Annotated in this window: 18 protein-coding genes; 7 read left to right on the top strand and 11 right to left on the bottom strand. The window is 72.0% G+C overall.

Translation table 11 applies throughout. From position 1 onward, the window contains the following. Positions 1 to 37: 37 nt before the first annotated feature. The 5 genes from menE to E3O41_RS12865 form a co-directional block, all read right to left on the bottom strand. Positions 38 to 1,642 (bottom strand): o-succinylbenzoate--CoA ligase, encoded by a 1,605-nt coding sequence (gene menE / locus E3O41_RS12885; RefSeq protein ID WP_342353792.1) that lies wholly within the window; start codon positions 1,640 to 1,642, stop codon positions 38 to 40. An 81-nt stretch (positions 1,643 to 1,723) separates the two neighbouring features. Further along, on the bottom strand, positions 1,724 to 2,179 hold the full coding sequence (locus E3O41_RS12880; RefSeq protein ID WP_067026908.1) for a MaoC family dehydratase: 456 nt from the start codon (positions 2,177 to 2,179) through the stop codon (positions 1,724 to 1,726). 24 nt (positions 2,180 to 2,203) lie between these two features. Further along, positions 2,204 to 3,382: an acyl-CoA dehydrogenase family protein gene (locus E3O41_RS12875; RefSeq protein WP_425325887.1), complete on the bottom strand. Its 1,179-nt coding sequence runs from the start codon at positions 3,380 to 3,382 to the stop codon at positions 2,204 to 2,206. Next, entirely contained in the window at positions 3,379 to 4,260 is an 882-nt protein-coding gene (locus E3O41_RS12870; RefSeq protein ID WP_135012558.1) for an amidohydrolase family protein, read from the bottom strand. The genes E3O41_RS12875 and E3O41_RS12870 overlap by 4 nt, the downstream gene beginning before the upstream one ends. A 28-nt stretch (positions 4,261 to 4,288) precedes the next feature. Continuing rightward, entirely contained in the window at positions 4,289 to 5,215 is a 927-nt protein-coding gene (locus E3O41_RS12865) for an SDR family NAD(P)-dependent oxidoreductase (protein WP_067026903.1), read from the bottom strand. Positions 5,216 to 5,327: 112 nt separating this feature from the next. Here E3O41_RS12865 and E3O41_RS12860 point away from each other — a divergent pair, with 112 nt between their 5' ends. The 6 genes from E3O41_RS12860 (at position 5,328) to E3O41_RS12835 (ending at position 10,592) form a co-directional block, all read left to right on the top strand. Further along, positions 5,328 to 5,762, top strand: coding sequence for a MarR family winged helix-turn-helix transcriptional regulator (locus tag E3O41_RS12860; protein ID WP_067026900.1), 435 nt, complete (start codon positions 5,328 to 5,330; stop codon positions 5,760 to 5,762). 126 nt (positions 5,763 to 5,888) lie between these two features. Further along, positions 5,889 to 6,881 (top strand): ABC transporter substrate-binding protein, encoded by a 993-nt coding sequence (locus E3O41_RS12855; RefSeq protein WP_067026898.1) that lies wholly within the window; start codon positions 5,889 to 5,891, stop codon positions 6,879 to 6,881. 35 nt (positions 6,882 to 6,916) lie between these two features. Continuing rightward, the gene (locus E3O41_RS12850) at positions 6,917 to 7,759 is read left to right on the top strand and encodes an ABC transporter permease (RefSeq protein WP_135012556.1); all 843 of its coding nucleotides are present in this window, start codon (positions 6,917 to 6,919) and stop codon (positions 7,757 to 7,759) included. After that, a complete protein-coding gene (locus E3O41_RS12845; protein ID WP_067026896.1) occupies positions 7,759 to 8,535 on the top strand; it encodes an ABC transporter permease in 777 nt (258 codons plus the stop codon). The genes E3O41_RS12850 and E3O41_RS12845 overlap by 1 nt, the downstream gene beginning before the upstream one ends. Continuing rightward, positions 8,525 to 9,385, top strand: coding sequence for an ABC transporter ATP-binding protein (locus E3O41_RS12840; RefSeq protein WP_083990979.1), 861 nt, complete (start codon positions 8,525 to 8,527; stop codon positions 9,383 to 9,385). The genes E3O41_RS12845 and E3O41_RS12840 overlap by 11 nt, the downstream gene beginning before the upstream one ends. Then, a complete protein-coding gene (locus tag E3O41_RS12835; RefSeq protein WP_067026894.1) occupies positions 9,366 to 10,592 on the top strand; it encodes a multidrug effflux MFS transporter in 1,227 nt (408 codons plus the stop codon). Before E3O41_RS12840 ends, E3O41_RS12835 begins: the two co-directional genes overlap by 20 nt. 341 nt (positions 10,593 to 10,933) lie before the next feature. Here the strand turns inward: E3O41_RS12835 and E3O41_RS12830 are convergent, their stop codons facing one another. The 4 genes from E3O41_RS12830 to E3O41_RS12815 form a co-directional block, all read right to left on the bottom strand. Continuing rightward, on the bottom strand, positions 10,934 to 11,584 hold the full coding sequence (locus E3O41_RS12830; protein WP_067026892.1) for an SDR family NAD(P)-dependent oxidoreductase: 651 nt from the start codon (positions 11,582 to 11,584) through the stop codon (positions 10,934 to 10,936). Between the two features lie 34 nt (positions 11,585 to 11,618). Next, on the bottom strand, positions 11,619 to 15,128 hold the full coding sequence (gene cydC / locus E3O41_RS12825; protein WP_162303974.1) for a thiol reductant ABC exporter subunit CydC: 3,510 nt from the start codon (positions 15,126 to 15,128) through the stop codon (positions 11,619 to 11,621). A 76-nt stretch (positions 15,129 to 15,204) separates the two neighbouring features. Further along, on the bottom strand, positions 15,205 to 16,254 hold the full coding sequence (gene cydB / locus E3O41_RS12820; protein ID WP_135012552.1) for a cytochrome d ubiquinol oxidase subunit II: 1,050 nt from the start codon (positions 16,252 to 16,254) through the stop codon (positions 15,205 to 15,207). 24 nt (positions 16,255 to 16,278) lie between these two features. Continuing rightward, complete coding sequence (locus tag E3O41_RS12815) at positions 16,279 to 17,862, bottom strand: cytochrome ubiquinol oxidase subunit I (RefSeq protein WP_067026890.1); 1,584 nt, start codon at positions 17,860 to 17,862, stop codon at positions 16,279 to 16,281. 155 nt (positions 17,863 to 18,017) lie between these two features. Between E3O41_RS12815 and E3O41_RS12810 the strand changes: the two genes are divergently transcribed. Continuing rightward, complete coding sequence (locus E3O41_RS12810; RefSeq protein WP_067026888.1) at positions 18,018 to 18,374, top strand: BlaI/MecI/CopY family transcriptional regulator; 357 nt, start codon at positions 18,018 to 18,020, stop codon at positions 18,372 to 18,374. Between the two features lie 12 nt (positions 18,375 to 18,386). On the opposite strand, the gene E3O41_RS12805 is transcribed toward E3O41_RS12810, so the two are convergent. After that, complete coding sequence (locus E3O41_RS12805; RefSeq protein ID WP_067026887.1) at positions 18,387 to 19,163, bottom strand: M56 family metallopeptidase; 777 nt, start codon at positions 19,161 to 19,163, stop codon at positions 18,387 to 18,389. Positions 19,164 to 19,311: 148 nt separating this feature from the next. Further along, positions 19,312 to 20,313, bottom strand: coding sequence for a DNA topoisomerase IB (locus tag E3O41_RS12800; protein ID WP_067026885.1), 1,002 nt, complete (start codon positions 20,311 to 20,313; stop codon positions 19,312 to 19,314). Positions 20,314 to 20,550: the final 237 nt, after the last annotated feature.

Below are 20,550 nucleotides of genomic sequence, written 5' to 3'. Positions count from 1 at the left end.
TGTCAATGATGAAGATCGCGAACCTTTTCGCGGGCGCCTACTTCCGGGTGCGGATCGTCTCGGTCTTCCACGGCTCGGCCGTTCCGGGCTGGTGCACGGGGCGGGCGGATCCCGTGTACCTCGCGCGCAGGTCGGCCTTGCGGATCTTGCCCGAGGCGGTGCGCGGGAAGTCGTCGACGATCACGGTGGTCTTCGGGATCTTGTAGCGGGCGATCTGGCCCGTCAGCCGCTCGACGACCTGCTCGGAGGTGAGCTCGGCGCCCTCGCGCAGCGACACGATCGCCCACGGCACCTCGCCCCACTTCTCGTCCGGCACGCCGATCACGGCCACGCCCGTGACGCCGTCGATGTCGGCGATGAGCTGCTCGACCTCGGCCGGGTAGATGTTCTCGCCGCCCGAGATGATCATGTCCTTGAGGCGATCGGCGATGTAGAGGAAGCCGTCCTCGTCGAGGTAGCCCATGTCGCCCGAGCGGAACCAGCCGCCCTCGCGGAAGGATTCCGCCGTCTTCTCCGGCTGGTTGTGGTAGCCGAGGAACACGTTCGGGCCCTGGATCTCGATCTCGCCGATCGTGCCGCGCGGCACCACCTGGCCGGCCTCGTTGGTGACGCGCACGTTGGTGAAGAAGTGCGGCACGCCGACGCTGCCCTGCTTGGAGCGGGTGAACTCGGCGGCCAGCGTCGTGGCGCCCGGCGATGTCTCCGTCATGCCGTAGCCCTGCGAGAACCCGAGGCCGCGCTCCTCCCACGCGTTGAGGATGCGGCTGGGCACGGCCGAGCCGCCGCAGGTGAGGCGACGCAGCGAGGAGATGTCGGTCGACGCCCAGTTCGGGTGGTCGACCAGGAGCTGGAACGTCGTGGGCACGCCGCTGAGCATGGTGATGCGCCGCGACTCGATCAGCTCCAGCGCGCGGCCGGCCTCGAAGCCCTTCTCGAGCACCATGGTCCCGCCCATGAGCACGATCGGCAGCGCGCCCATGCCGAGCGCCGCCACGTGGAACAGCGGCGAGATGAGCAGCGCGATCTCGCTGCGCGACACGTCGATGTCGATCGCGCAGTTCATCGCGCAGAAGGTGAGGTTGCGGTGGCTCAGCACGGCGCCCTTCGGCTTGCCCGTGGTGCCCGAGGTGTAGATGATCGCGGCGGGGTCGTCGAAGGCCATGTCGATCGCGACGCGGCCGCCGGTCGGGCGGGTCATGAGCTCGGGCAGACCGGGGAAGCCCGGCAGGCCGTCCTCGGTCGGGATGATGTGGGCGATGCCGGCGGCCTCGACGCCCGGCATCACCCGATCGGCGAAGTCGAGGTCGTAGACGAGGGCCCGGGAGCCGCTGTCGGTGAGCACGTGGGTGACCTCCGGCGGCGCCAGGCGGGTGTTGATCGGCACGAAGACGGCGCCGATCTGCGCGCAGGCGAACAGCGTGAACAGGAACTCGGGGCTGTTCTCGCCGATATACGCCACGCGATCGCCCTTGTGGATGTCGCGCACGTGCAGCACCTCGGCCACGCGATCCACGGCGTCCGCGAACTCGCGGTACGTGAACTGGCGCTCGCCGAAGACCAGCGCCAGCTTGTCGGGGAACTTCAGGCGCCGCTGACGGGTCCAGGCGCCGATGCCTTCGTCGTACATTCCTCGTGACCTCATCTTCGAGACGTTCGGGAGGGGACGTCGATGTCCCGGGGGAGGGATCCGGACCCGTGTCGGGCCCGGATCCCCGAAGGGGGTTTACGCGTAGTAGCGCTGCAGGCCGCGCGCGACCACGGCGGGACGCTCGCTGCCCTCGACCTCGATGGTCTGGTCGACGGTGATCTGCCAGCCGCCCTTGACCTCCTGCACGTCCGCGACGATCGCGTTCATGCGGATCTTGTCGCCCACCTTCACGGGCGAGACGAAGCGGACCTTGTCGAGGCCGTAGTTGACCTTGGTGGTCACGTTCGTGACGTCGATCAGCTCGCTCCAGAACTTCAGCGTGAGCGACAGGGTGAGGAAGCCGTGCGCGATGGGGGCGCCGAACGGGCTCTCGGCGAAGGCGCGCTCCGGGTCGACGTGGATCCACTGGTGGTCGTCGGTCGCGTCGGCGAAGATGTTGACGCGCTCCTGGGTGACCTCCATCCAGTCGCTCCAGCCCAGGTCGCGGCCGGCGAGGGAGCCGAGCTCGGCGTAGTCGATAACGGTGGTCATGCGTTGTTCTCCTTGATCGGGTGTTCAGACGAATGCGGAGGCGCCCGTGAGCGAGCGCCCGACGATGAGGGCGTTCACCTCGTGGGTGCCCTCGTACGAATAGATGGCCTCGGCGTCGGCGAAGAAGCGGGCGGCGTCGTGCTCGAGCAGGATGCCGTTGCCGCCCATCACCTCGCGGGCCAGCGCGGCGTTCTCGCGGGCCCGCTCGGCGGTGACCATCTTGGCCAGGGCCGAGTTCTCGTCGTTCCACACGCCGGCGTCCTGGTGGGCCGAGAGCGCGACGGTGAGGGCGACGCACGAGACGGCGTTGCCGAGCATGCGGGCGAGCTTCTCCTGGATGAGCTGGAAGCTCGCGATCGGGCGCCCGAACTGCGTGCGCTCGCGCGTGTAGCGCACGGCCGCATCGAGGGCGCCGGCGGCGACGCCGGCCGCCATCCACGCCACGTCCGAGCGCATGCGCCGCAGCAGCGCGGCGACGTCGCGCCACGAATTCACGCCCTGCGCGCGCATCGCCTCGGGCACCCGCACCCCCGTGAGGGTGATGTGCGCGTTCTGCATGGGGCGCAGCGACACCTTGCCGCCGATGACCTCGATGTCGACGCCCTCGGCGTGACGGTCCACGAGGAAGCACTTGACCTGGTCGTCGGCCTCGTCGCGCGCGAACACCGCGATCACGTCGGCCGTGTCGGCGCCGCCGATCCAGCGCTTGGCGCCGTCGATGACCCACTCATCGCCCTCGCGGCGCGCGCGGGTGGCCAGGCCTCCCGCGATGTCCGAGCCGTGCTCGGGCTCGGTGAGCGCGAACACGCCCTTCATGTCGAAGCGGCGCACCTTCGGGTCCCACTGCGCGGCCTGCTCGGGCGAGGACCCGTGGCGGGCGACCGCGCGGAACAGTCCCGCCTGCGCGTTGTACATCGTCGCGACCGAGGCGTCGATGCGCGCCAGGTGGAAGCTGCGGAAGCCGGCGAACATGCTGGAGTCCGCCTCCTCGGCGCTGACGCCGGCGGGCTCCATGAGGTTCAGCGGCACGAGCGTGCCCAGCACCTCGTCGGGCATCACGGCGCGCTCCCACGCGTCGTTCATCACGGGCCGGATGCGGGACTCGGCCTGCGCGACCATCTCGGCCAGCACCGCGCGGGCCGGCTCGCTCAGGTGCCGGTCGAAGCCGTAGCGGCCGAGCACCGGATCGAGCGTCTCGGTCACGACAGCCCCAGCAGCCGCGCCGCGTTGTCCTTCATGATGCCGGGCAGGACCTCGGGCTTGAACAGCTCGGCCTTCTCGGCATCGCCGATCCACCGGTCCGGCGTGAGGAGCGGGAAGTCCGAGCCGAACAGCACGCGGTCCTTGATGAGGGAGTTGGCGTAGCGCACGAGCTCCTTGGGGAAGTACTTCGGGCTCCACCCCGACAGGTCGATCCACGTGTTGTGCTTGTGCGTGGCGACCGACAGGGCCTCGTCCTGCCACGGCACCGACGGGTGGGCCATGATGATCTGCAGGTCGGGGAAGTCCGCGGCCACGGCGTCGAGATACATGGGGTTCGACAGCGACAGCCGCATGCCCCGGCCGCCGGGCATGCCGGCGCCGATCCCCGTCTGACCCGTGTGGAACAGCGCCACGAGCCCCGCGTCCTCGATCGCCTTGTACTGCGCGGCGAAGCGCTCGTCGTCGGGACGGAAGGCCTGCACCGTGGGGTGGAACTTGAAGCCCCGCACGCCGCGATCGATGAGCCGCAGGGTCTCGTCCAGCGCGTCCTCGCGGTTCGGGTCGACCGAGCCGAAGGGGATCAGCACGTCGGCGTGACGGGCGGCGCCGTCGACGATCTCGTCCATCGAGAGCGGCGCGTGGCCGAAGTTCGTCGTCGCGTCGACCGTGAACACCACCGCCGCCATGCGCCGGCTGCGGTAGTACTCGGCCACGCCGTCGATGTCGGGGCGCGGCCCGTCGGCGCGGAAGTACTTCGACGCGGCCTCCTGCAGGTCGGCGGGAAGCGACGAGTGGCCGTGATCGTCGACCTCGATGTGCACGTGCACGTCGATCGCGTCGATCGCCGCGAGGTCGATGGCGGTTTCGTAGCGGGTCATCGTGTGGCTCCGTTGCTCACGTGAAGGATCAGGCCTGGGGGCGGGGCTGCAGCTCCTCGGGCAGCGGCGGGAACGTCTCGCCCACGCTCTGCAGCTCGCCGACGGCCTCGGCGAAGCCCTCGCGCAGCGACTCGTAGGTCCAGCCGCCGTCGCGATACGCCGTGGCGACGGGCTCGGGGTGCGACCACAGCTGCAGGCGGTCGCCGCCGATGCCGATCGCCTGACCCGTGATGCCGGACGCCTCGTCCGAGGCGAGGTAGGCGATGAGCCCGGCGACGTCGGCGGCGGTGCCGAAGCCGAGGTCGTGGCGGAAGAACGACGGCATGGGCTCGCCCTTCGCGTCGGCCTCGACGGCGGCGGCGAAGTAGGGGACCGTCGCGGTCATCGCCGTGGCGGCCACGGGGATGACGACGTTGGCGGTGATGCCGGCCTTCTTGAACTCCAGCGCCCACGTGCGCACCATGCCGGCGATGCCGGCCTTGGCGGCGGCGTAGTTGGTCTGGCCGAAGTTGCCGCGCTGACCGGTGGGCGAGCCGATGCAGATGATGCGGCCGGGGGTGCCGGCCTCGCGCATGCGGGTGGCCGCCTCGCGCACCACGGTGAACGTGCCGCGCAGGTGCACGTTGATGACGAGGTCGAAGTCCTCGTCGCTCATCTTCCACGTCACGGTGTCACGCAGCACGCCGGCGTTCGTCACGACGATGTCGAGGCCGCCGTAGGTGTCGTAGGCGGCGTCGACGAGCTTCTTGGCCGTCTCGGTGGGGCCGACCGGCGCGACGACGGCGCTCGCGGTGCCGCCCGCCTGCTCGATCGAGGCAACGGCCTCGGCGGCGGTGGCCTCGTCGACGTCGTTGATGATCACCGACGCGCCCTGGCGCGCCAGCTCCTGGGCGTAGGCCAGGCCGAGCCCGCGGCCCGAACCGGTGACGATGGCGACTTTGCCCTGCAGCGACATGGAGACACTCCCTCGTGATCAGATCCACGCTTCCGTGGCCGTGACCATGACAGCGCATTCCCTTGAGAATGTCAACGATTGATCCCGGGGCGTGGAAGGGTATCGTCTTCGTATGGCGCAGACGACAATGGGCGCGGTCATCGACGACCTGAGTTTCCTTCTCGCGCGCGCCAACGCCGTCTCGCTCGAGGCCGCCTCCGCCGCGCTGCGGCCGTTCGGTCTCAAGCCGCGCTCGTACTCGGTGCTCGCCCTGGCGCTGAGCGACCACCGGCCCTCGCAGCGCGAGATCGCGGAGTACCTCCGGCTCGACCCCAGTCAGGTGGTGGCGCTCGTCGACGACCTGCAGTCGCGCGGCCTCGTCGAGCGCGAGACCGATCCCAGCGATCGCCGCGCGAAGGTCGTCACCGCCACGGTCGACGGGGCGCGGCTGTTCGCGACCGCGGGCGCACGCGTGCGCCAGGCCGAGCGCGAGGTCTTCGGGGTGCTCGACGACGCCGAGCGCGCCATGCTGCGCAAGCTCATCGACCGGGTCGCGTTCCCCGCCTGACCCGCGCGGATCGCCGAAGGTCACCGGGCGATCACAATCATTGACACATTCAACGTGTTGTCGTTGAATGAACGCACCCGGCCCGCAACCAGCGGGTGCTCTCAGTCACAAAGGAGTTTCTGAGCCATGGCTCGTTTCCGTATCGCAGCAACGATCGGCGCCCTCGCGGCGGCCGGCCTCCTTCTCGCCTCCTGCAGCTCCGGCTCGCCCAGCGGCGGCGCCCCCAGTGAGTCCGCCGGCGGCGGCTCCGAGGAGCTCACCCCCATCACCGTCGGCCTGCTCACGATCGCCCCCTCCGCGGCCGTGGAGTACGGCATCCAGAACGGGATCTTCGAAGAGCACGGCCTCGACGTCGAGACCTCGATCGCCCAGGGCGGCGCCGCCATGCTGCCCGCCGTCTCGACCGGCCAGATCGACTTCGGCGTCGGCAACCCGCTCTCGGTGCTCACCGCCGCGAGCCAGGGCATCGACGTGCGCATCACCAGCGGCTACTCGTTCTCGCTCGAGGAGGGCGACGACATCAACGCCGTCGTCGCGAAGGCCGACTCGGGCATCACGACCTGGGCCGACCTGGAGGGCAAGACCGTCTCGGTCAACGCCGTCAACACCCAGGGCGACCTGACGATCAAGGACTCGGTGGCCCAGGACGGCGGCGACCCCGACGCGGTGAACTTCTCGGAGATCGCGTTCCCCGACGCGCTCGCGCAGCTCGACGCCGGCAACGTCGACGCCGTGTGGATCCCCGAGCCGTTCCTGGGCGGCGCGCTCACGCAGCCCGAGGAGTACACGGTCGTCGGCTACCCCAACCAGAACTCGCTGCCGGGCCTGCCCACGATGGTGACCTTCGCCTCCGGCGCGGTCGTCGAGGACACCGAGACGCTCGAGAAGTGGCGCTCGGCGATCACCGACGTGCTCGAGACCGTCAACGGCGACCCGGAGGGCTTCGCCGCCGTCATCGCGGAGTTCACCGGCATGCCGGAGGCCACGGCCCTCGAGCTGCGCCTCGAGCGCCTCTCGGGCGAGCTCGACCCGCAGGTCATCACCGACCTCAGCGCGCTGGCCGCCGAGTACGGCTTCATCGAGAGCGAGCCCGACCTCGACGTCGTGATCGCCGAGTAACACCCGCCCGCTCGACCCGAACGGAGCATGTCGACGTGACTGCTGCACCCGACACGGTCACCCGTGTCGTCCAGACGGCGCAGCGCCGGAGCAGGCGGCGGGCCTACAGGCCCCGCCGCCTGCTCCTCGGCCTCGCCGGAATCCTGATCCTCCTCGCGGTGTGGGAGATCGTCTCGCGCACCGGGATCATCGATCCGCGGTACTTCCCGCCGGCGACGGCCGCGCTGGCGCAGCTGGGCGTGAACGCCACGCTGACCGGCTTCTGGTCGGCGGTGGGCGCCACCGTCGGCACGTGGGCGCTCGGCATGCTCATCGCCTTCCTCATCGCCGCACCGCTCGGCGTCGTCATCGGGCTCTCGCCGTTCCTGACGCGCCTGACCCGGTCGACGGTCGAGTTCCTCCGGCCGATCCCGTCGGTGGGCCTGATCCCGCTCGCGACCCTCGTGTTCGCGGTGCCGCTGCAGCAGAGCCTGCTGATCGTCGTGTACGGGGCGTTCTGGCAGATCTTCGTGCAGGTGCTCTACGGCGTCGCCGACGTCGACTCGGTCGCCATGGCGACGGCCCGCAGCTACGGGTTCTCGTGGATCCAGCGGGTGCGCGACGTCGTGTTCCCCACGATGCTGCCGTACCTGGTCACGGGCGTCCGTCTCGCGTCGGCGGTGGCGCTGATCCTCACGATCACCGCCGAGCTCGTCATCGGCGGCGACCTGGCCGGGCTCGGCCGCGAGGTCGCGCTCTCGCGCGACGCCGGCCTCTACGAGTCCACCTATGCGCTCGTGATCGCGACCGGGCTGCTCGGCGTGATCATCAACCTCGCGGTGCGGTTCGGGGAGCGCCGCCTGCTGTCGTGGCACCAGTCCGTTCGAGGGGAGGCGTGATGCGCAAGCCGCTGGTCGCCGTGGCGTACGCGCTCGGCCTGCCCCTGGTCCTCATCGCGCTGTGGTGGGTGCTGTCGCAGGGCTCGACGAGCCCGTTCGTGCCGAAGCCCGTGCCGCTGGTGACGACGTTCATCGACACCTGGATGGGCGACAAGCTCCTCACCGACGTGCTGCCGAGCCTCGGACGGTTCGTCGTGGGCACCACGCTGGCGATCGTCCTGGGCATCGTCATCGGCCTCGGCGTCGGCCTCAACCTCACGCTGCGCTCGCTCACCGAGCCCGCCTTCGAGTTCTTCCGCGCCGTGCCGCCGCCGATCCTCATCCCGATCCTCGGCCTGATCATCGGCGTCGGCGACGAGATGAAGGTCGCCGTGATCGTGCTGGGCGCGATCTGGCCGGTGCTGCTGAACACGATCGAGGGCGTGCGCGCCGCCGACTCCGTGCAGACCGAGACCAGCCGCTCCTACGGCATCTCCGGGTTCAACCGCCTGCGCTACCAGGTGGTCCCCTCCGCCGCCCCGCAGATCCTCGCGGGCGTGCGCCAGGCCCTGCCGATCGGGATCATCCTCATGGTGATCAGCGAGATGTTCTTCTCGTCGTCCGGTCTGGGCTTCTCCATCATCGAGTTCCAGCGCCGGTTCGCGATCGCCCCGATGTGGTCGGGCATCGTGCTGCTGGGACTCATCGGTTTCGCGGTCTCGATGCTGTTCAAGCTCGTCGAGCGCCGCCTCCTGCGCTGGTACTACGGACTGAAGGACATCGAGAATGGCTCCTGACATCGACATCACCGCCGGCCTGGGCAAGGGCCGCACGCTGCCGGAGGGCGAGGCGCTGCTCTCGGTCCGCGGCGTGAAGAAGGTGTACGAGACCGACGGCGGCGGCATCGAGGCCGTGCGCGACCTCACCTTCGACCTCGGCAAGAACGAGCTCGTGTGCCTGGTGGGGCCGTCGGGCTCCGGCAAGACGACGCTGCTGAAGTGCATCGCCGGCCTGCTGGAGCCGACCAGCGGCACGGTCACGCTCGACGGCAAGAAGGTCACCGGTCCGCCGAAGAAGATGGCCGTCGTGTTCCAGGAGTACGGCCGCTCGCTGTTCCCCTGGCTGCGCGTGGCCGACAACGTCGAGCTGCCGCTGAAGAACGCGGGCGTCGCGAAGGCCAAGCGCCGCGAGCTCGTGGCCGAGGCGCTCGAGAGCGTGGGTCTGACCCACGCGGCGCGGCAGTACCCGTGGCAGCTGTCGGGCGGCATGCAGCAGCGCGTGGCGATCGCCCGCGCGATCGCGTACCAGCCCGAGGTGCTGCTCATGGACGAGCCCTTCGCCGCGGTCGACGCGCAGACCCGCGCCGACCTGGAGGACCTCGTCCGCTCGATCCGCGAGCGCCTGGGCGTGACGGTGCTGTTCGTCACGCACGACATCGACGAGTCGGTCTACCTCGGCACCCGCGTGATCATCCTCTCCTCGTCGCCCACCGTGGTGCAGGAAGACCTCGTGATCGACCTGCCCGAGCAGCGCGATCAGCTCGAGACGCGCGCGCTGCCGCGATTCACCGAGCTGCGCCACCACGTGTACGAGCAGATCCAGCTCGCGAAGCAGGGCTTCCGCCCGGATGACACCCGCGTCGGCTGACGGTCCGGGCGCGGCGACCCGCCCGGGCCTCACCCCGGGACTGATCGCCGCGCTCGGCTTCGTCGGCATGGCCGGCGCCGTCTCGACCGACCTCTACCTGCCGTCGTTCCCGAGCCTGCAGGCCGATCTCGGCATCACCGAGGCGGCCGTGCAGCTCACGCTCACGGCGTTCCTCATCGGCGCGGCCGGGGGGCAGTTCGCGGTGGGCACCGTCTCCGACGCCCTCGGCCGCCGCCGCACGCTGGTCATCGCCCTGGGCCTGTTCTCGCTCGTCGGGTTCGCCGCCTCCGCCGCGCCCACGATCGAGTGGCTCATCGCGCTGCGGCTGCTCCAGGGGCTCACGGGATCGGTCGGTGCCGCGCTGGCCCGGGCGATCGTCGCCGACCTCGAGCAGGGCGAGCGGGCGGCCCGCGGCATCAGCATCCTCATCGCGATGATGGGCCTCGGGCCGGTGTTCGGCAGCCCGCTCGGCGCCGTGCTCACGCAGTGGGGCGGCTGGCGCCTGGCGCTGGTCGGCCTGGCGACCGTGGCGACGGCGATGTTCGTCGTCGCGCTGCTGTGCATCCCCGAGAGCCTGCCCCGCGAGCGCCGGCACCCGGCGCGGATCGGCGCGCTGCTGCGCAACCTCGGGCTGCTCGCCCGCGACGGCGCCTTCCTCGGCTTCGCGCTCGCCTACGCCCTGTCGTACGGCGCGATGATGGTGTACTTCGGCTCGTCGTCGTTCGTGGTGCAGCGGGTGCTGGGCGAGTCGACGCTCGTGTACTCGCTCACGTTCGTCGCCAGTTCGATCGCCTTCGTCCTCGGCGGCCTGCTCAACGGACGCCTCGTGCGCCGCCACGGCGCGCACGCGATGATCCGGATCGGGCAGGGGCTCTCGCTTGTCAGCGCGCTGGCGCTCGTGGCGATCACCCTGGCCGGCGGCCTGTCGCTGTGGGCGTGGATCGTGCTCACGTGCGTCTTCGAGGCGGGCTGCGCCATGGGCATGAGCAACGGATCCGCCCTCACCCTGCGGCGGGCCGCGATCGCCGCGGGCGCGGGCTCCGCCGCGCTGGGCCTGTTCCAGTTCGGCGTGGCGGCGGTCGTCTCGCCGATCGGGGGCCTGTGGGGCAGCGGCACCGCGCTGCCGACCGTGATCGGCATGGCGGGCGTCACGCTCCTCGCGATCGCCGCCGCGGCCGTCGGCCGCGCCCTGGAGCGCCGCGCCTGACGCCCCGGCCTCGACTCCGCGGCTTCGCCGCTGCGCTCGACCCGTCTCCGCTTCGCGGCTGCGCCGCTCCGGTCGACGAGCCGTGTGGCGTGTGGCGCGTGACGTGCCGTGACCCCGGCGGGCTCGTCGACCGAGCGAAGCGAGCGGAGACGGCTCGAGCGCAGCGCAGCGGAGTCGAGAGCGGAGCGGCCGGTCGGTGCAGGGGGACGCTCCGGTCGACGAGCCGTGTGGCGTGTGCCGCGTGACGTGCCGTGACCGCGTACGGCTCGTCGACCGAGCGGAGCGAGCGGAGACGGCTCGAGCGAGGAGCGCAGCGACGAGTCGAGAGCGGGCCCAGGTCCTCAGCGCAGGTCGATCACCGCGTCGTTGACCTCGGTCGCGGGGCGGTCCCACAGGGCGGCGAACTCCGTCGCGAGGCGATCCTCGAGGCCCGCGAGCTGGGTGACGCGGAAGATCGTGGCGGCGCCGGTCTGCTCGGCCTGCGCGTCGCGGGAGTGCTTGGCGAAGCCGTGGGCGAGGGCACGGGTCCAGGCCTCGGCGGCGGCCTTCACCGCGGCGTAGTTCGCGCCGCCGGCGAGCGGGCGGGCGACCGCGGTCGACGACACCACCGCCAGGCGGGCGGCGGGCGAGGCGATCAGCTGCGGCCAGAGCGCGCGCGACACGTGGCGCCACGCGGTCAGCGAACTCTCGAGCACCGCCCAGTCGGCGTCGGTCTGGCCAGGGATGCCCCCGCCGCCGCGCCAGCCGCCCACGAGGTGCAGCACGCCGTCGATCTCGCGGAGGTCGGTCGCCAGTCGATCGACCGCGGCCTCGTCGGTGAGGTCCATGGCGAACGTGTCGAAGCCCTCGTCGGCGAAGGCGGCAAGCTTGTCGGCGCTGCGCCCGGCGACGATCGCGTGGGCTCCCGCCTCGCGCAGCCGCCGCGCGGCCGCCCATCCCGCCTCGCTCGTGCCGCCGGCCAGCAGCACCCGTCGTCCCGACACCGCGCTCATGACCACAGCGTAGGCGCGAGCGTCTCGGGAGCGCTCAGCCCAGGCGGATGACCCGATCGGTCGGGGCGAGGTCCGCGGCGCGGTGCGAGACGAGCACGGTGATGCGCTCGCTCGAGGCGCGGCGGATGTCGCCCATCATCGCCGCGGCCGTCGGGGCGTCGAGGTGCGCCGTTGGCTCGTCGAGCAGCAGCACGCCGGCGCGGCTGAGGAGCGCGCGCGCCACGGCGAGGCGCTGGCGCTCGCCGCCCGAGAGCGCGGATCCGGACGGTCCGACCCGGGTGTCGAGGCCGTCGGGCAGCGCGGCGAGCAGCTCGCCGAGCCCGGCGCGCGTCAGCGCCGCGCGCAGGTCGGCGTCGCTCGGGGCATCGGATCGGTCGCGGGCGAGGAGCAGGTTGCCCCGCAGCGTCGAGTCGAACACGTACGCCTCCTGCGGGCACCACGCCACGCGCGTGCGCCACGCGTCGGCGTCGAGCAGGGGCAGCGGCGTGCCGTCGGCGCGGACCTCGCCGGCCGCGGCGGGCAGCGCGCCCAGGAGCACCGACAGCAGCGTGGACTTGCCCGACCCGCTGGGGCCGTGCAGCACGAGCCATTCGCCCGCGGCGACCCGGCCCGACAGGTCCTCGAACACCGGACGAGCGGTGCCGGGGTAGCGGACGGCCACGCGATCGAGCTCGAGCATGCGGACCGGATCGGCCGGCTCGCGGTCACCGGTGAGGGCCGGCGGGGTCGGCTCGAGCACCGGGCCGAGGCGGGCGAGCACCGCGCGGAGCACGGGCAGGCGGTGCACCGCCCCGATCAGTGCGCCGATCGGCTCGAGCGCGGCGAGGGCGAGCAGCGCGACGACGGCGACCTGTTCGGCGGGCAGCCCGGGGGCGAGAACCGCGGCCGCGGCCGCGAGCAGCGACATGGCGAAGGTCGCGACCGCGAGGCCCAGGCCGGATCCCCAGGCCGCCGATCGCTCGGCGCGCGCCAGGCGCTCGGCCGCGGCGTCGAGCCGCGCGAGGGCGGCCGGAGCCGCGCCGTTGCCGCGGAGGTCGTCGGCCGCGTGCGCGAGGGCGGCGGTGCCCCGCACGATCGCCGAGCGCTCCCGCACGCCCGCGGCGCCCGCACCGCGCTCGGCCGTGAGCGCGAGGGCCGCGCCGATCACCGCCGCGAGCGTCAGCGTCGCGCCCACGGCCGCCGTCAGCGGCGGCGCGACGAACCACGTCGCCGCGGTGATGCCCGCGATCGAGAGCACCCCGATCGCGATCGGCGGCAGCGCGCGCGGCAGCTGGTCGCGCAGCTCGTCGGCCAGGGTGACGAGGTAGTCCACGGGCGTGCCGCCCTCGAGCAGCCGCCGCGACCCGGCGCCGCGCGACGCGATCGCCCGCCACAGTCGCACGCGGAGGGCATCGATCACCCGGAAGGCGGCATCGTGCGTCGACAGCCGCTCCACGTACCGCCCGACGGCCCGCCCGATCCCGAAGAAGCGGACCCCGACGATCGCCACGAGGAGGTACATGATGTACTCCTCCTCGCTCGCCCGCACGATGAGCCAGCCCGACACCGCCGTGAGCGACAGGCCCATTCCCGTCGCGACGAGGCCGAGCAGGATCGCGCCGATCCAGCGCCAGCGGGCGGGGGAGATCACGCTTGCGAGCGTGGCGCAAGCTTTCGACTCGTCGCTGCGCTCCTCGCTCAAGCCGTCTCGGCTCGCTTCGCTCGCTCGACGAGCCGCGGGTTCGGGATCGTCGACCGCAGCGGCGGCGCCGCGGAGCGGAGACGGGTCGAGCGGAGCGCGAAGCGCGGAGTCGAGACCGGCCGCACCGATCGGCACCGTGCGCGTGGCCAGGGCGAGGGTCTCGGGCTCGTGGGTGGCAAGCACGACGGTGGCGCGGTCGGCGCGGCGACGGATCGCGGCGCGGACCCGGTCGGCCGAGGCGGTGTCGAGATGCGCGGTCGGCTCGTCGAGCACGAGAAGCGTGGCGCCGTCGTCGACCCGCGCGAGGGCGCGGGCGACGGCCAGGCGCCGCTGCTCGCCGGGGCTCAGCTCGGCGACGGCGGCATCGGCGAGGTGGCCGAGCCGGAGCTCCGCGAGCGCCGCGTCCGGGTCGGTTGCACCGTAGAGCGCGAGCTCCGCGCGGGGCGTGGCGGCGAAGGGCCGCGGCGCCTGCGGCGACCACGCCACCGAGGCCGGGTCGACGCCCTCGATCGCGCCGTCGATCTCGGCGTCGGCGGGCAGCGATCCCGTGAGCGCGGCGAGCACGGTCGACTTGCCCGACCCGCTCGGCCCGGTGACGGCGACGATGCCGTCGAGGTCGGCGTCGAGGCCCTCGATGACGGGGGAGGGGCGCCCGGCGTAGCGGATGGAGAGGTCGCGGATGCGGACGTCGGCGCGGGGCGCGTCGGTTTCGACTCCGGCGCTGACGCGCCTTCGCTCAACCCGTCTCGGCTCGCTTCGCTCGCTCGACGACTCGTGGGGGGCTGGCCGCTCGTCGAGCGGAGCGCGCAGCGCGGAGCCGAGCCGGGCCGCTTCGAGCCGATCCACGCGCACGTCCCGGCGCCCGGGCTCGCCCAGCAGCGCCGTCACCCGCGTGAGCGCCGACAGGCCGTTCTGCGACGCGTGGAACGCCATGCCCACGTCGCGCAGCGCCGCGTAGATCTCGGGTGCGAGGATGAGCGCGAGCAGCGCGGGCTCGAGCGTGACCGTGTCGTAGAGCAGGCGCAGGCCCAGGAACACGGCGATCACGGCCACCGAGAGCGTGGCGATCAGCTCGAGCGCGAGCGCCGAGAGGAACGCGGTGCGCAGCGTGCCGAGCGTGCGCTCGCGGTACTCCCGCTGGATCCCGTCGAGCGAGCGGGTCTGCTCCTCGACGCGGCCCAGGCCCACGAGCACGGGCAGCCCGCGCGCCAGTTCGGTGAGGTGATCGGCCAGCCGCGTCAGGGCGGTCGTGGCCTCGTCGGTCCGCTCCTGCGTGTGCCGCCCGATGAGGATCATGAACACCGGGATGAGCGGCACGGTGAGCACCACGATCAGCGCGCTCACCCAGTCCGCGCCGAGGATCCGCAGCCCGATGACGATCGGGATCGCGACAGCGCCGATCATCGACGGCAGGCTCTGCGTGTAGTAGTCGTCGAGGTCGTCCAGGCCCTCCGAGGCGAGCACGATCACGCCGCCCTGCTTCTCGGCACCGGCCGCATCCGCGCCGCCGGCCGCGATGCGCCGCCACAACCGCGCCCGCAGATCGCGCTTGACGGCGATCGCCACCCGCTGCACTGCCACCTGCGTGGCCCAGCCGGCCACGGCGCGCAGCAGCGCCCCGCTCGCGCCGAGCAGGAGGATCAGCCGCGCGTCGACGTCGCCGGCCTGCAGCCCGGCGATGCCGCGCGCGACGGCATCCGCCACGAGCACGAGCCCCACGGCCTTGAGCACCGCGAACAGCCCCAGCCACAGCAGCCGCACCGGCGGAACGGGGCCGAGGTCGGGGCGCGCGGATGCGCGGGCGGGGGCGGGGGCCGCCCACGGATCGCGCCCCGCGGTCTCCGCGCCGTTCGCTGCGCTCACTCTGCTCGACCCGTCTCCGCTGCGTTCCCCGCGCCCACCCCGGCCGACGAGCGCTCCTGCCATGGCTGCGCCGAATCTACCGCGACGACTTCTCGCGCAGCACGGCCGGGATGAAGTCGTGTGCGTCGGGGATCATGCCGGGCGAGAGGCGCTTACGGAACACCCAGTACGACCAGGCCTGGTAGACGATCACGATCGGCAGGCCGATCGCGGCGACGACGGTCATCACCGTGAGGGTGTAGCTGCCGCTCGCGGCGCTCCACACCGTGAGCCCGTTGGCGGGGTCGAGCGTCGACGGCAGCACGTAGGGGAACATGCCGGCGAAGATCGCGCCGGCACCGAAGAGCACGAACCCGGCGTAGCCGAGGAAGGCCCTGCCCTCGCGCCGCGCGCGGGCGGAGACCCAGCCGAACCCGAGGCTCGCCACGGCCAGCGCCACGAGCGCCCACGAGAGGATCGTGCCGCCGTCGTGGGTGAACTGCACCCACAGCGCCCACAGCGCACACGGCACGAGCAGCAGCGGCGCCCACGTGGCCGAGAACCGCGCGGCCCGCTCGCGGATGGCACCGTCGGTCTTCAGCGCGAGGAACGTCGATCCGTGCACGAGCGCGAACCCGACCACGCCGAGCCCGCCGAGGATGGCCGGCACGGTCAGCCAGACGAAGGGGTGGCCGACGCGATCGCCGTTGGCATCGAGCGGCAGCCCCGTCGAGGTGATCGCCAGGGCCGCGCCGATGCAGAACGCCACGACGAGCGATCCCCAGCCGAGGGCGCGGGTCCACACGGCGCGCCAGCGATCGGAGTGCACCTTGCCGCGCCACTCCATCGCCACGGCGCGCAGGATGAGCCCGAGCAGCGTGATCGTCAGGGGCAGGTAGAGCGCGCTGAACAGCGAGGCGTACCAGAGCGGGAACGCCGCGAAGATCGCGGCACCGGCGGTGATGAGCCACACCTCGTTGCCGTCCCACACGGGGCCGATCGTGTTGATCATCGTGCGCCGCTCGCCCTCGTCCTTCGCCGAGAACAGCTGCAGCATGCCCACGCCGAGGTCGAAGCCCTCGAGCAGCAGGAATCCCACCCAGAGCACCGCGATCGCGATGAACCAGACGACGGGAAGCGGTTCCATGATCGTTCTCCTTCGCAGTCCGGATCAGTAGGCGAACGCGAGCACGTCGTCTCGCCGCTCGCGGTCGGTCGGGTCGTCGGGGTCATCGTCGTGCGGGGCGAGCTCGGGCATGGCCGAGACCACGCCGCCGCGCACGTACTTGGTGAGCAGGCCGATCTCGACCACCGCGAGGACGCCGTAGATCGCGGTGAGCGAGATGACCGAGAAGAGCAGCTCGCCGGCGGTCACCCCGGGCGAGACGGCCGCGGCGGTGAAGATGAACACGCCGTCCACGCCCGACGGGTCGGGGTTGGGCGCGACCGTGAACGGCTGCCGGCCGATCTCGGTGAAGATCCAGCCCGCGATGTTGCCGGCGAAGGGCGCGATGATCCCGACGAGCGCGAGCCGCATGATCCCCTTCGACGCCGGCACGGTGCCCTTGCGCGTCAGCCACAGCGCCACCACGGCGGCGAACGCGACGATGCCGCCCAGGCCGATCATGAGGCGGAACGCCCAGTAGGTGACCCACATCGGCGGCACGTACTGCACCTCCGCGCCGGCGTGCTCGCCGTAGAGGGCGTCGTCGGGGATCGTCTCGCCGTACTGGTCGACGTACTGCACCTCGAGGTCGCTGATGCCGGGCATCTCCGCGCCCCACTCGTTGGTGCCGAGGAAGCCGAGCAGACCGGGGACCTCGATGAGGGTGACGACGTCCTCGCAGTCGGTGGTGCCGGGGTCGCCGATCGAGAGGATCGAGAACGACGATCCGGTGTGGCAGGCCGCCTCGGCCGAGGCCATCTTCATCGGCTGCTGCTCGTACATGAGCTGGCCCTGCCAATGACCGGTGAGACCGGTGCCGAGGAAGCCGACGATCGCCACCACCGCGCCGAAGCGCAGCGAGGTGAACCACACGCCGTGATCCTTCTCGTCGCGGCCCGTCACGCTCGGCGCCGAGCCGACCACGACGAAGCCGTTCGCGTCGACGGTGTCGATGCCGTCGTGGCGGCGGCGCCACAGGTGGTACCAGCTGATGCCGAGCAGGAACATGCCGCCCACGATGAGCGAGCCGAAGAGGGTGTGCGTGTAGGCCGCCAGCGCGGTGTTGTTCGTGAGCACCGCCCAGATGTCGGTCATGACGGGGCGGCCGTCGGCGCCCATTTCGACGCCCACCGGGTGCTGCATCCACGAGTTGGCGACGATGATGAAGTACGCCGAGACCCACGAGCCGATCACCGCGATCCACAGCGCCATGAGGTGCAGGCCCTTGCGCAGGCGGCCCCAGCCGAAGATCCACACGCCGAGGAAGGTCGACTCGGCGAAGAACGCGAGCAGGCCCTCGAGCGCGAGCGGGGCCCCGAACACGTCGCCGACGAACCGCGAGTACTCGCTCCACGCCATGCCGAACTGGAACTCCTGCACGAGGCCCGTGGCCACGCCCAGGATGAAGTTGATGAGGTAGAGCTTCCCCCAGAACTTCGTCATGCGCAGGAACCGCTCGTCGCCCGTGCGGACCCAGCGGGTCTGCAGGATCGCGACCGTCATTCCCAGGCCCAGCGTGAGCGGGACCATGAGGAAGTGGTACACGGTCGTGATGCCGAACTGCCAGCGGGCGATGTCGAGCGGATCCACCGCTGCCCCTTCCGATCGAGTGATGCGTCCCTCGGATTCTACGCGGCGTAGAACTAGTTCGACAGGCCCTAGAAGAAAATATTTCGACCGTGTGTAGAACATCTTCGGCCGCGGGTAGAATAGGGGCTCGTCTGAGTGCCGGAAAGGGGTGGGTGATGGCGAATCTCGGAGACCTGGAGCGGGCCGTCATGGACGTCGTCTGGAACGCGGACGAGCCCCTCACCGCCTACGACGTGAAGGACGCGCTCGAGGCGGCGGGCCGCGAGCTCGCGGCGACCACGCTGCTGACCGTCCTGTCGCGGCTCGACAAGAAGGGCTTCGTGGCGTCGGACCGCTCGGCCCGCCCGCACAAGTACCGCGCCCTCGCCTCGCGCGAGGACCACATGGCCGAGCTCATGCACGAGGTGCTCGGCGTCGCCGACGACCGCAGCGCCGTGCTGGCTCGCTTCGTCGGCGGCGTGTCCGAGGAGGACGCCGCCACGCTGCGCCAGCTCCTCTCCGGCTCGCACTGATCCGAGCGCGACCTACGCGCTGAGCCGCCGGAACCGGTCCTGCATGCGATCGCGCCGCGAGGACGCCTTCGCGGTCTGGTCGGTGCCGAGGGATCCCGTGCCGGCGACCTTGAGGATCGCCCGGGCGAGCGTCTCGTCCGGCTGGGTGCGGCGGGCGACGTCGTCGGCGAGCATCTCGACCAGGGCCGACACCTCGGTCTCTGCCCTGGCCGCGATGGGGAACCAGGGGAGGGCCTGACGCCAGGCCTTGAACGCGACGAGCAGGATCTCGTGGCGCTGCTCCACGTGCGCGCGCTCGTGCGCGGTGACGGCGGAGAGCTCGTCATGGTCCAGCTCGTCGAGCAGGCCGCGACTGAGGACGGTGACCGATCCGACCCCGCGCGGGAGGCAGTAGGCGACGGGTGCCGCGTCGTCGAGCACGCGCGTCCGGGTGCGCTCGGGGTCCGGGGTGCTCAGGAGCAGGAGCAGCTCCAGGTGGCGTCGGCGCTGCCGCTCGAACGACACCATCGCGGCGATCAGGTGCCCCAGCAGATAGAGCGCCAGGGCGATCGCGGGGAGGCCGGCAAGCAGGGGGTGAGCGGGCGCGATCGCGACTCCCAAGAGCCAGAGCGCGCCGATCATCGAGAACCCACCGGCCAGGGCGATGCCCTGCCAGAGCAGCAGCGCGACGACGGGGTGACGGGGCGGCCACGCCGCCCGCGACAGCGCGATCGGCACCGGCCATGCCAGGACGACGGCGACGAGGGCGCACGCGGCGGCGATCAGCAGATCGGCCGCCGTTTCGCTCACCCGTCAAGCCTATGCGGCGGAATGCGTCCGGCGGCGGAGTCCTCGGGCCGGCCCGCACAACGACGGCAGAATCGGCCGCTCCCTCCTCTCGGCCTCGATTCGGGCGCGGCGCCCGCGGATGGCCGTCGTTGTGCGGGCGCAACCGGGTTCAGTCCCGGATGAGGCGGATCGTCGCCCGCTCCAGCGCCAGCTGGCGCGCGTCGGCGTCGGGATGGCGGCGCCGCACCGCGCGCTCGATCGTGCGGCCTTCCTCGAAGGCCGACACCACGCGCGGGTCGACGTACGAGGCGCGCGCCACCGCCGGGGTGTTGCCGAGGAACGCCGCCACCTCGCGCATCGTCGCCGCGATCGCGCGCTTGCGCGCCGTGGCCGAGGCGCCCTCGACGTGGTTCTCGGCGAGATGGGTGGCGGCCAGCACCGTGCCGTGCCAGGTGCGGAAGTCCTTGGCGGTCGCGTCGGTCCCGGTGGAGGCGCGCACGTAGTCGTTGACGAGGGCAGGCGTCAGCCGGCGCCAGCCGTCCGGGCCGCGGAAGGCCAGCAGCGCGGCCTCGTCGTCGCGCCGCCGGCGCATGGTCTCGATCGCCGTGCACACCGGCTCGTCGTCGATCTCGATGCGGTGGGTGATCCCCGACTTGCCGGTGAAGCGGAACACGAGCACACCCCCGGTGCGGCGCACGTGCGCGCGCTCGAGGGTGGTGAGCCCGTAGCTGCCGTAGCGATCGCCGTACACGTCGTCGCCGATCCGGAAGCAGCCGAGATCGAGCAGTCGCACCGCGACGGCGCAGGCGCGCTCCTGCGGCATGCCGTCGCGCGCGAGATCCTCGAGCAGCCGCGGCCGGGCGCGGCCCAGCGCGGCCCCGAAGTCGAGCACGCGGTCGAACTTGGCGGCGTCGCGTCGCGCCCGCCACTGCGGGTGATAAAGGTACTGCCGCCGCCCGGCGTCGTCCGTGCCGACCGCCTGCAGGTGCCCGTTCTCGTGCGGCGTGATCCACACGTCCCGCCACGCGGGCGGGATCGCCAGCGCGCGGATCCGCTCGACCGCCTCCTCGGGCAGGCGCGAGCCGTCGCGATCGAGGTACACGAAGCCGCGCCCGGCCTTGCGCCGCGTCCACCCGGGCTGATCCGGGAACGTGCGGCGCAGACGGACCATGCCGCCAGTATCGCGCGGCCCCGGGCCGCCGTCGCGGGGTTGACACCGCTGGACGGGGTTTGCGGTCTCGCTCTCGACTCCGCTGCGCTTCGCTCGAGCCGTCTCCGCTCGCTTCGCTCGGTCGACGAACCCGGGTGGTTATCGCTCGTGTCGCGCCATAGGCATCACGGCTCGTCGACCGGAGCGCGAAGCGCGGAGTCGAGACCGATGCCGCACGCACTTGCTCTGCGCTCACTT

The sequence above is a fragment of the Microbacterium sediminis genome, assembly GCF_004564075.1.
Classification (GTDB): domain Bacteria; phylum Actinomycetota; class Actinomycetes; order Actinomycetales; family Microbacteriaceae; genus Microbacterium; species Microbacterium sediminis.
This window is presented reverse-complemented; position numbering and strand designations above follow the sequence as displayed.

What these genes read in the sequence shown, in the direction of transcription:
- menE (WP_342353792.1), bottom strand. Translation starts at nt 1,642, where the DNA reads ATGAGGTCACGAGGAATGTACGACGAAGGCATCGGCGCCTGGACCCGT.
- E3O41_RS12880 (WP_067026908.1), bottom strand. Translation starts at nt 2,179, where the DNA reads ATGACCACCGTTATCGACTACGCCGAGCTCGGCTCCCTCGCCGGCCGC.
- E3O41_RS12870 (WP_135012558.1), bottom strand. Translation starts at nt 4,260, where the DNA reads ATGACCCGCTACGAAACCGCCATCGACCTCGCGGCGATCGACGCGATC.
- E3O41_RS12865 (WP_067026903.1), bottom strand. Translation starts at nt 5,215, where the DNA reads ATGTCGCTGCAGGGCAAAGTCGCCATCGTCACCGGTTCGGGCCGCGGG.
- E3O41_RS12860 (WP_067026900.1), top strand. Translation starts at nt 5,328, where the DNA reads ATGGCGCAGACGACAATGGGCGCGGTCATCGACGACCTGAGTTTCCTT.
- E3O41_RS12855 (WP_067026898.1), top strand. Translation starts at nt 5,889, where the DNA reads ATGGCTCGTTTCCGTATCGCAGCAACGATCGGCGCCCTCGCGGCGGCC.
- E3O41_RS12845 (WP_067026896.1), top strand. Translation starts at nt 7,759, where the DNA reads ATGCGCAAGCCGCTGGTCGCCGTGGCGTACGCGCTCGGCCTGCCCCTG.
- E3O41_RS12840 (WP_083990979.1), top strand. Translation starts at nt 8,525, where the DNA reads ATGGCTCCTGACATCGACATCACCGCCGGCCTGGGCAAGGGCCGCACG.
- E3O41_RS12835 (WP_067026894.1), top strand. Translation starts at nt 9,366, where the DNA reads ATGACACCCGCGTCGGCTGACGGTCCGGGCGCGGCGACCCGCCCGGGC.
- E3O41_RS12830 (WP_067026892.1), bottom strand. Translation starts at nt 11,584, where the DNA reads ATGAGCGCGGTGTCGGGACGACGGGTGCTGCTGGCCGGCGGCACGAGC.
- cydB (WP_135012552.1), bottom strand. Translation starts at nt 16,254, where the DNA reads ATGGAACCGCTTCCCGTCGTCTGGTTCATCGCGATCGCGGTGCTCTGG.
- E3O41_RS12810 (WP_067026888.1), top strand. Translation starts at nt 18,018, where the DNA reads ATGGCGAATCTCGGAGACCTGGAGCGGGCCGTCATGGACGTCGTCTGG.
- E3O41_RS12800 (WP_067026885.1), bottom strand. Translation starts at nt 20,313, where the DNA reads ATGGTCCGTCTGCGCCGCACGTTCCCGGATCAGCCCGGGTGGACGCGG.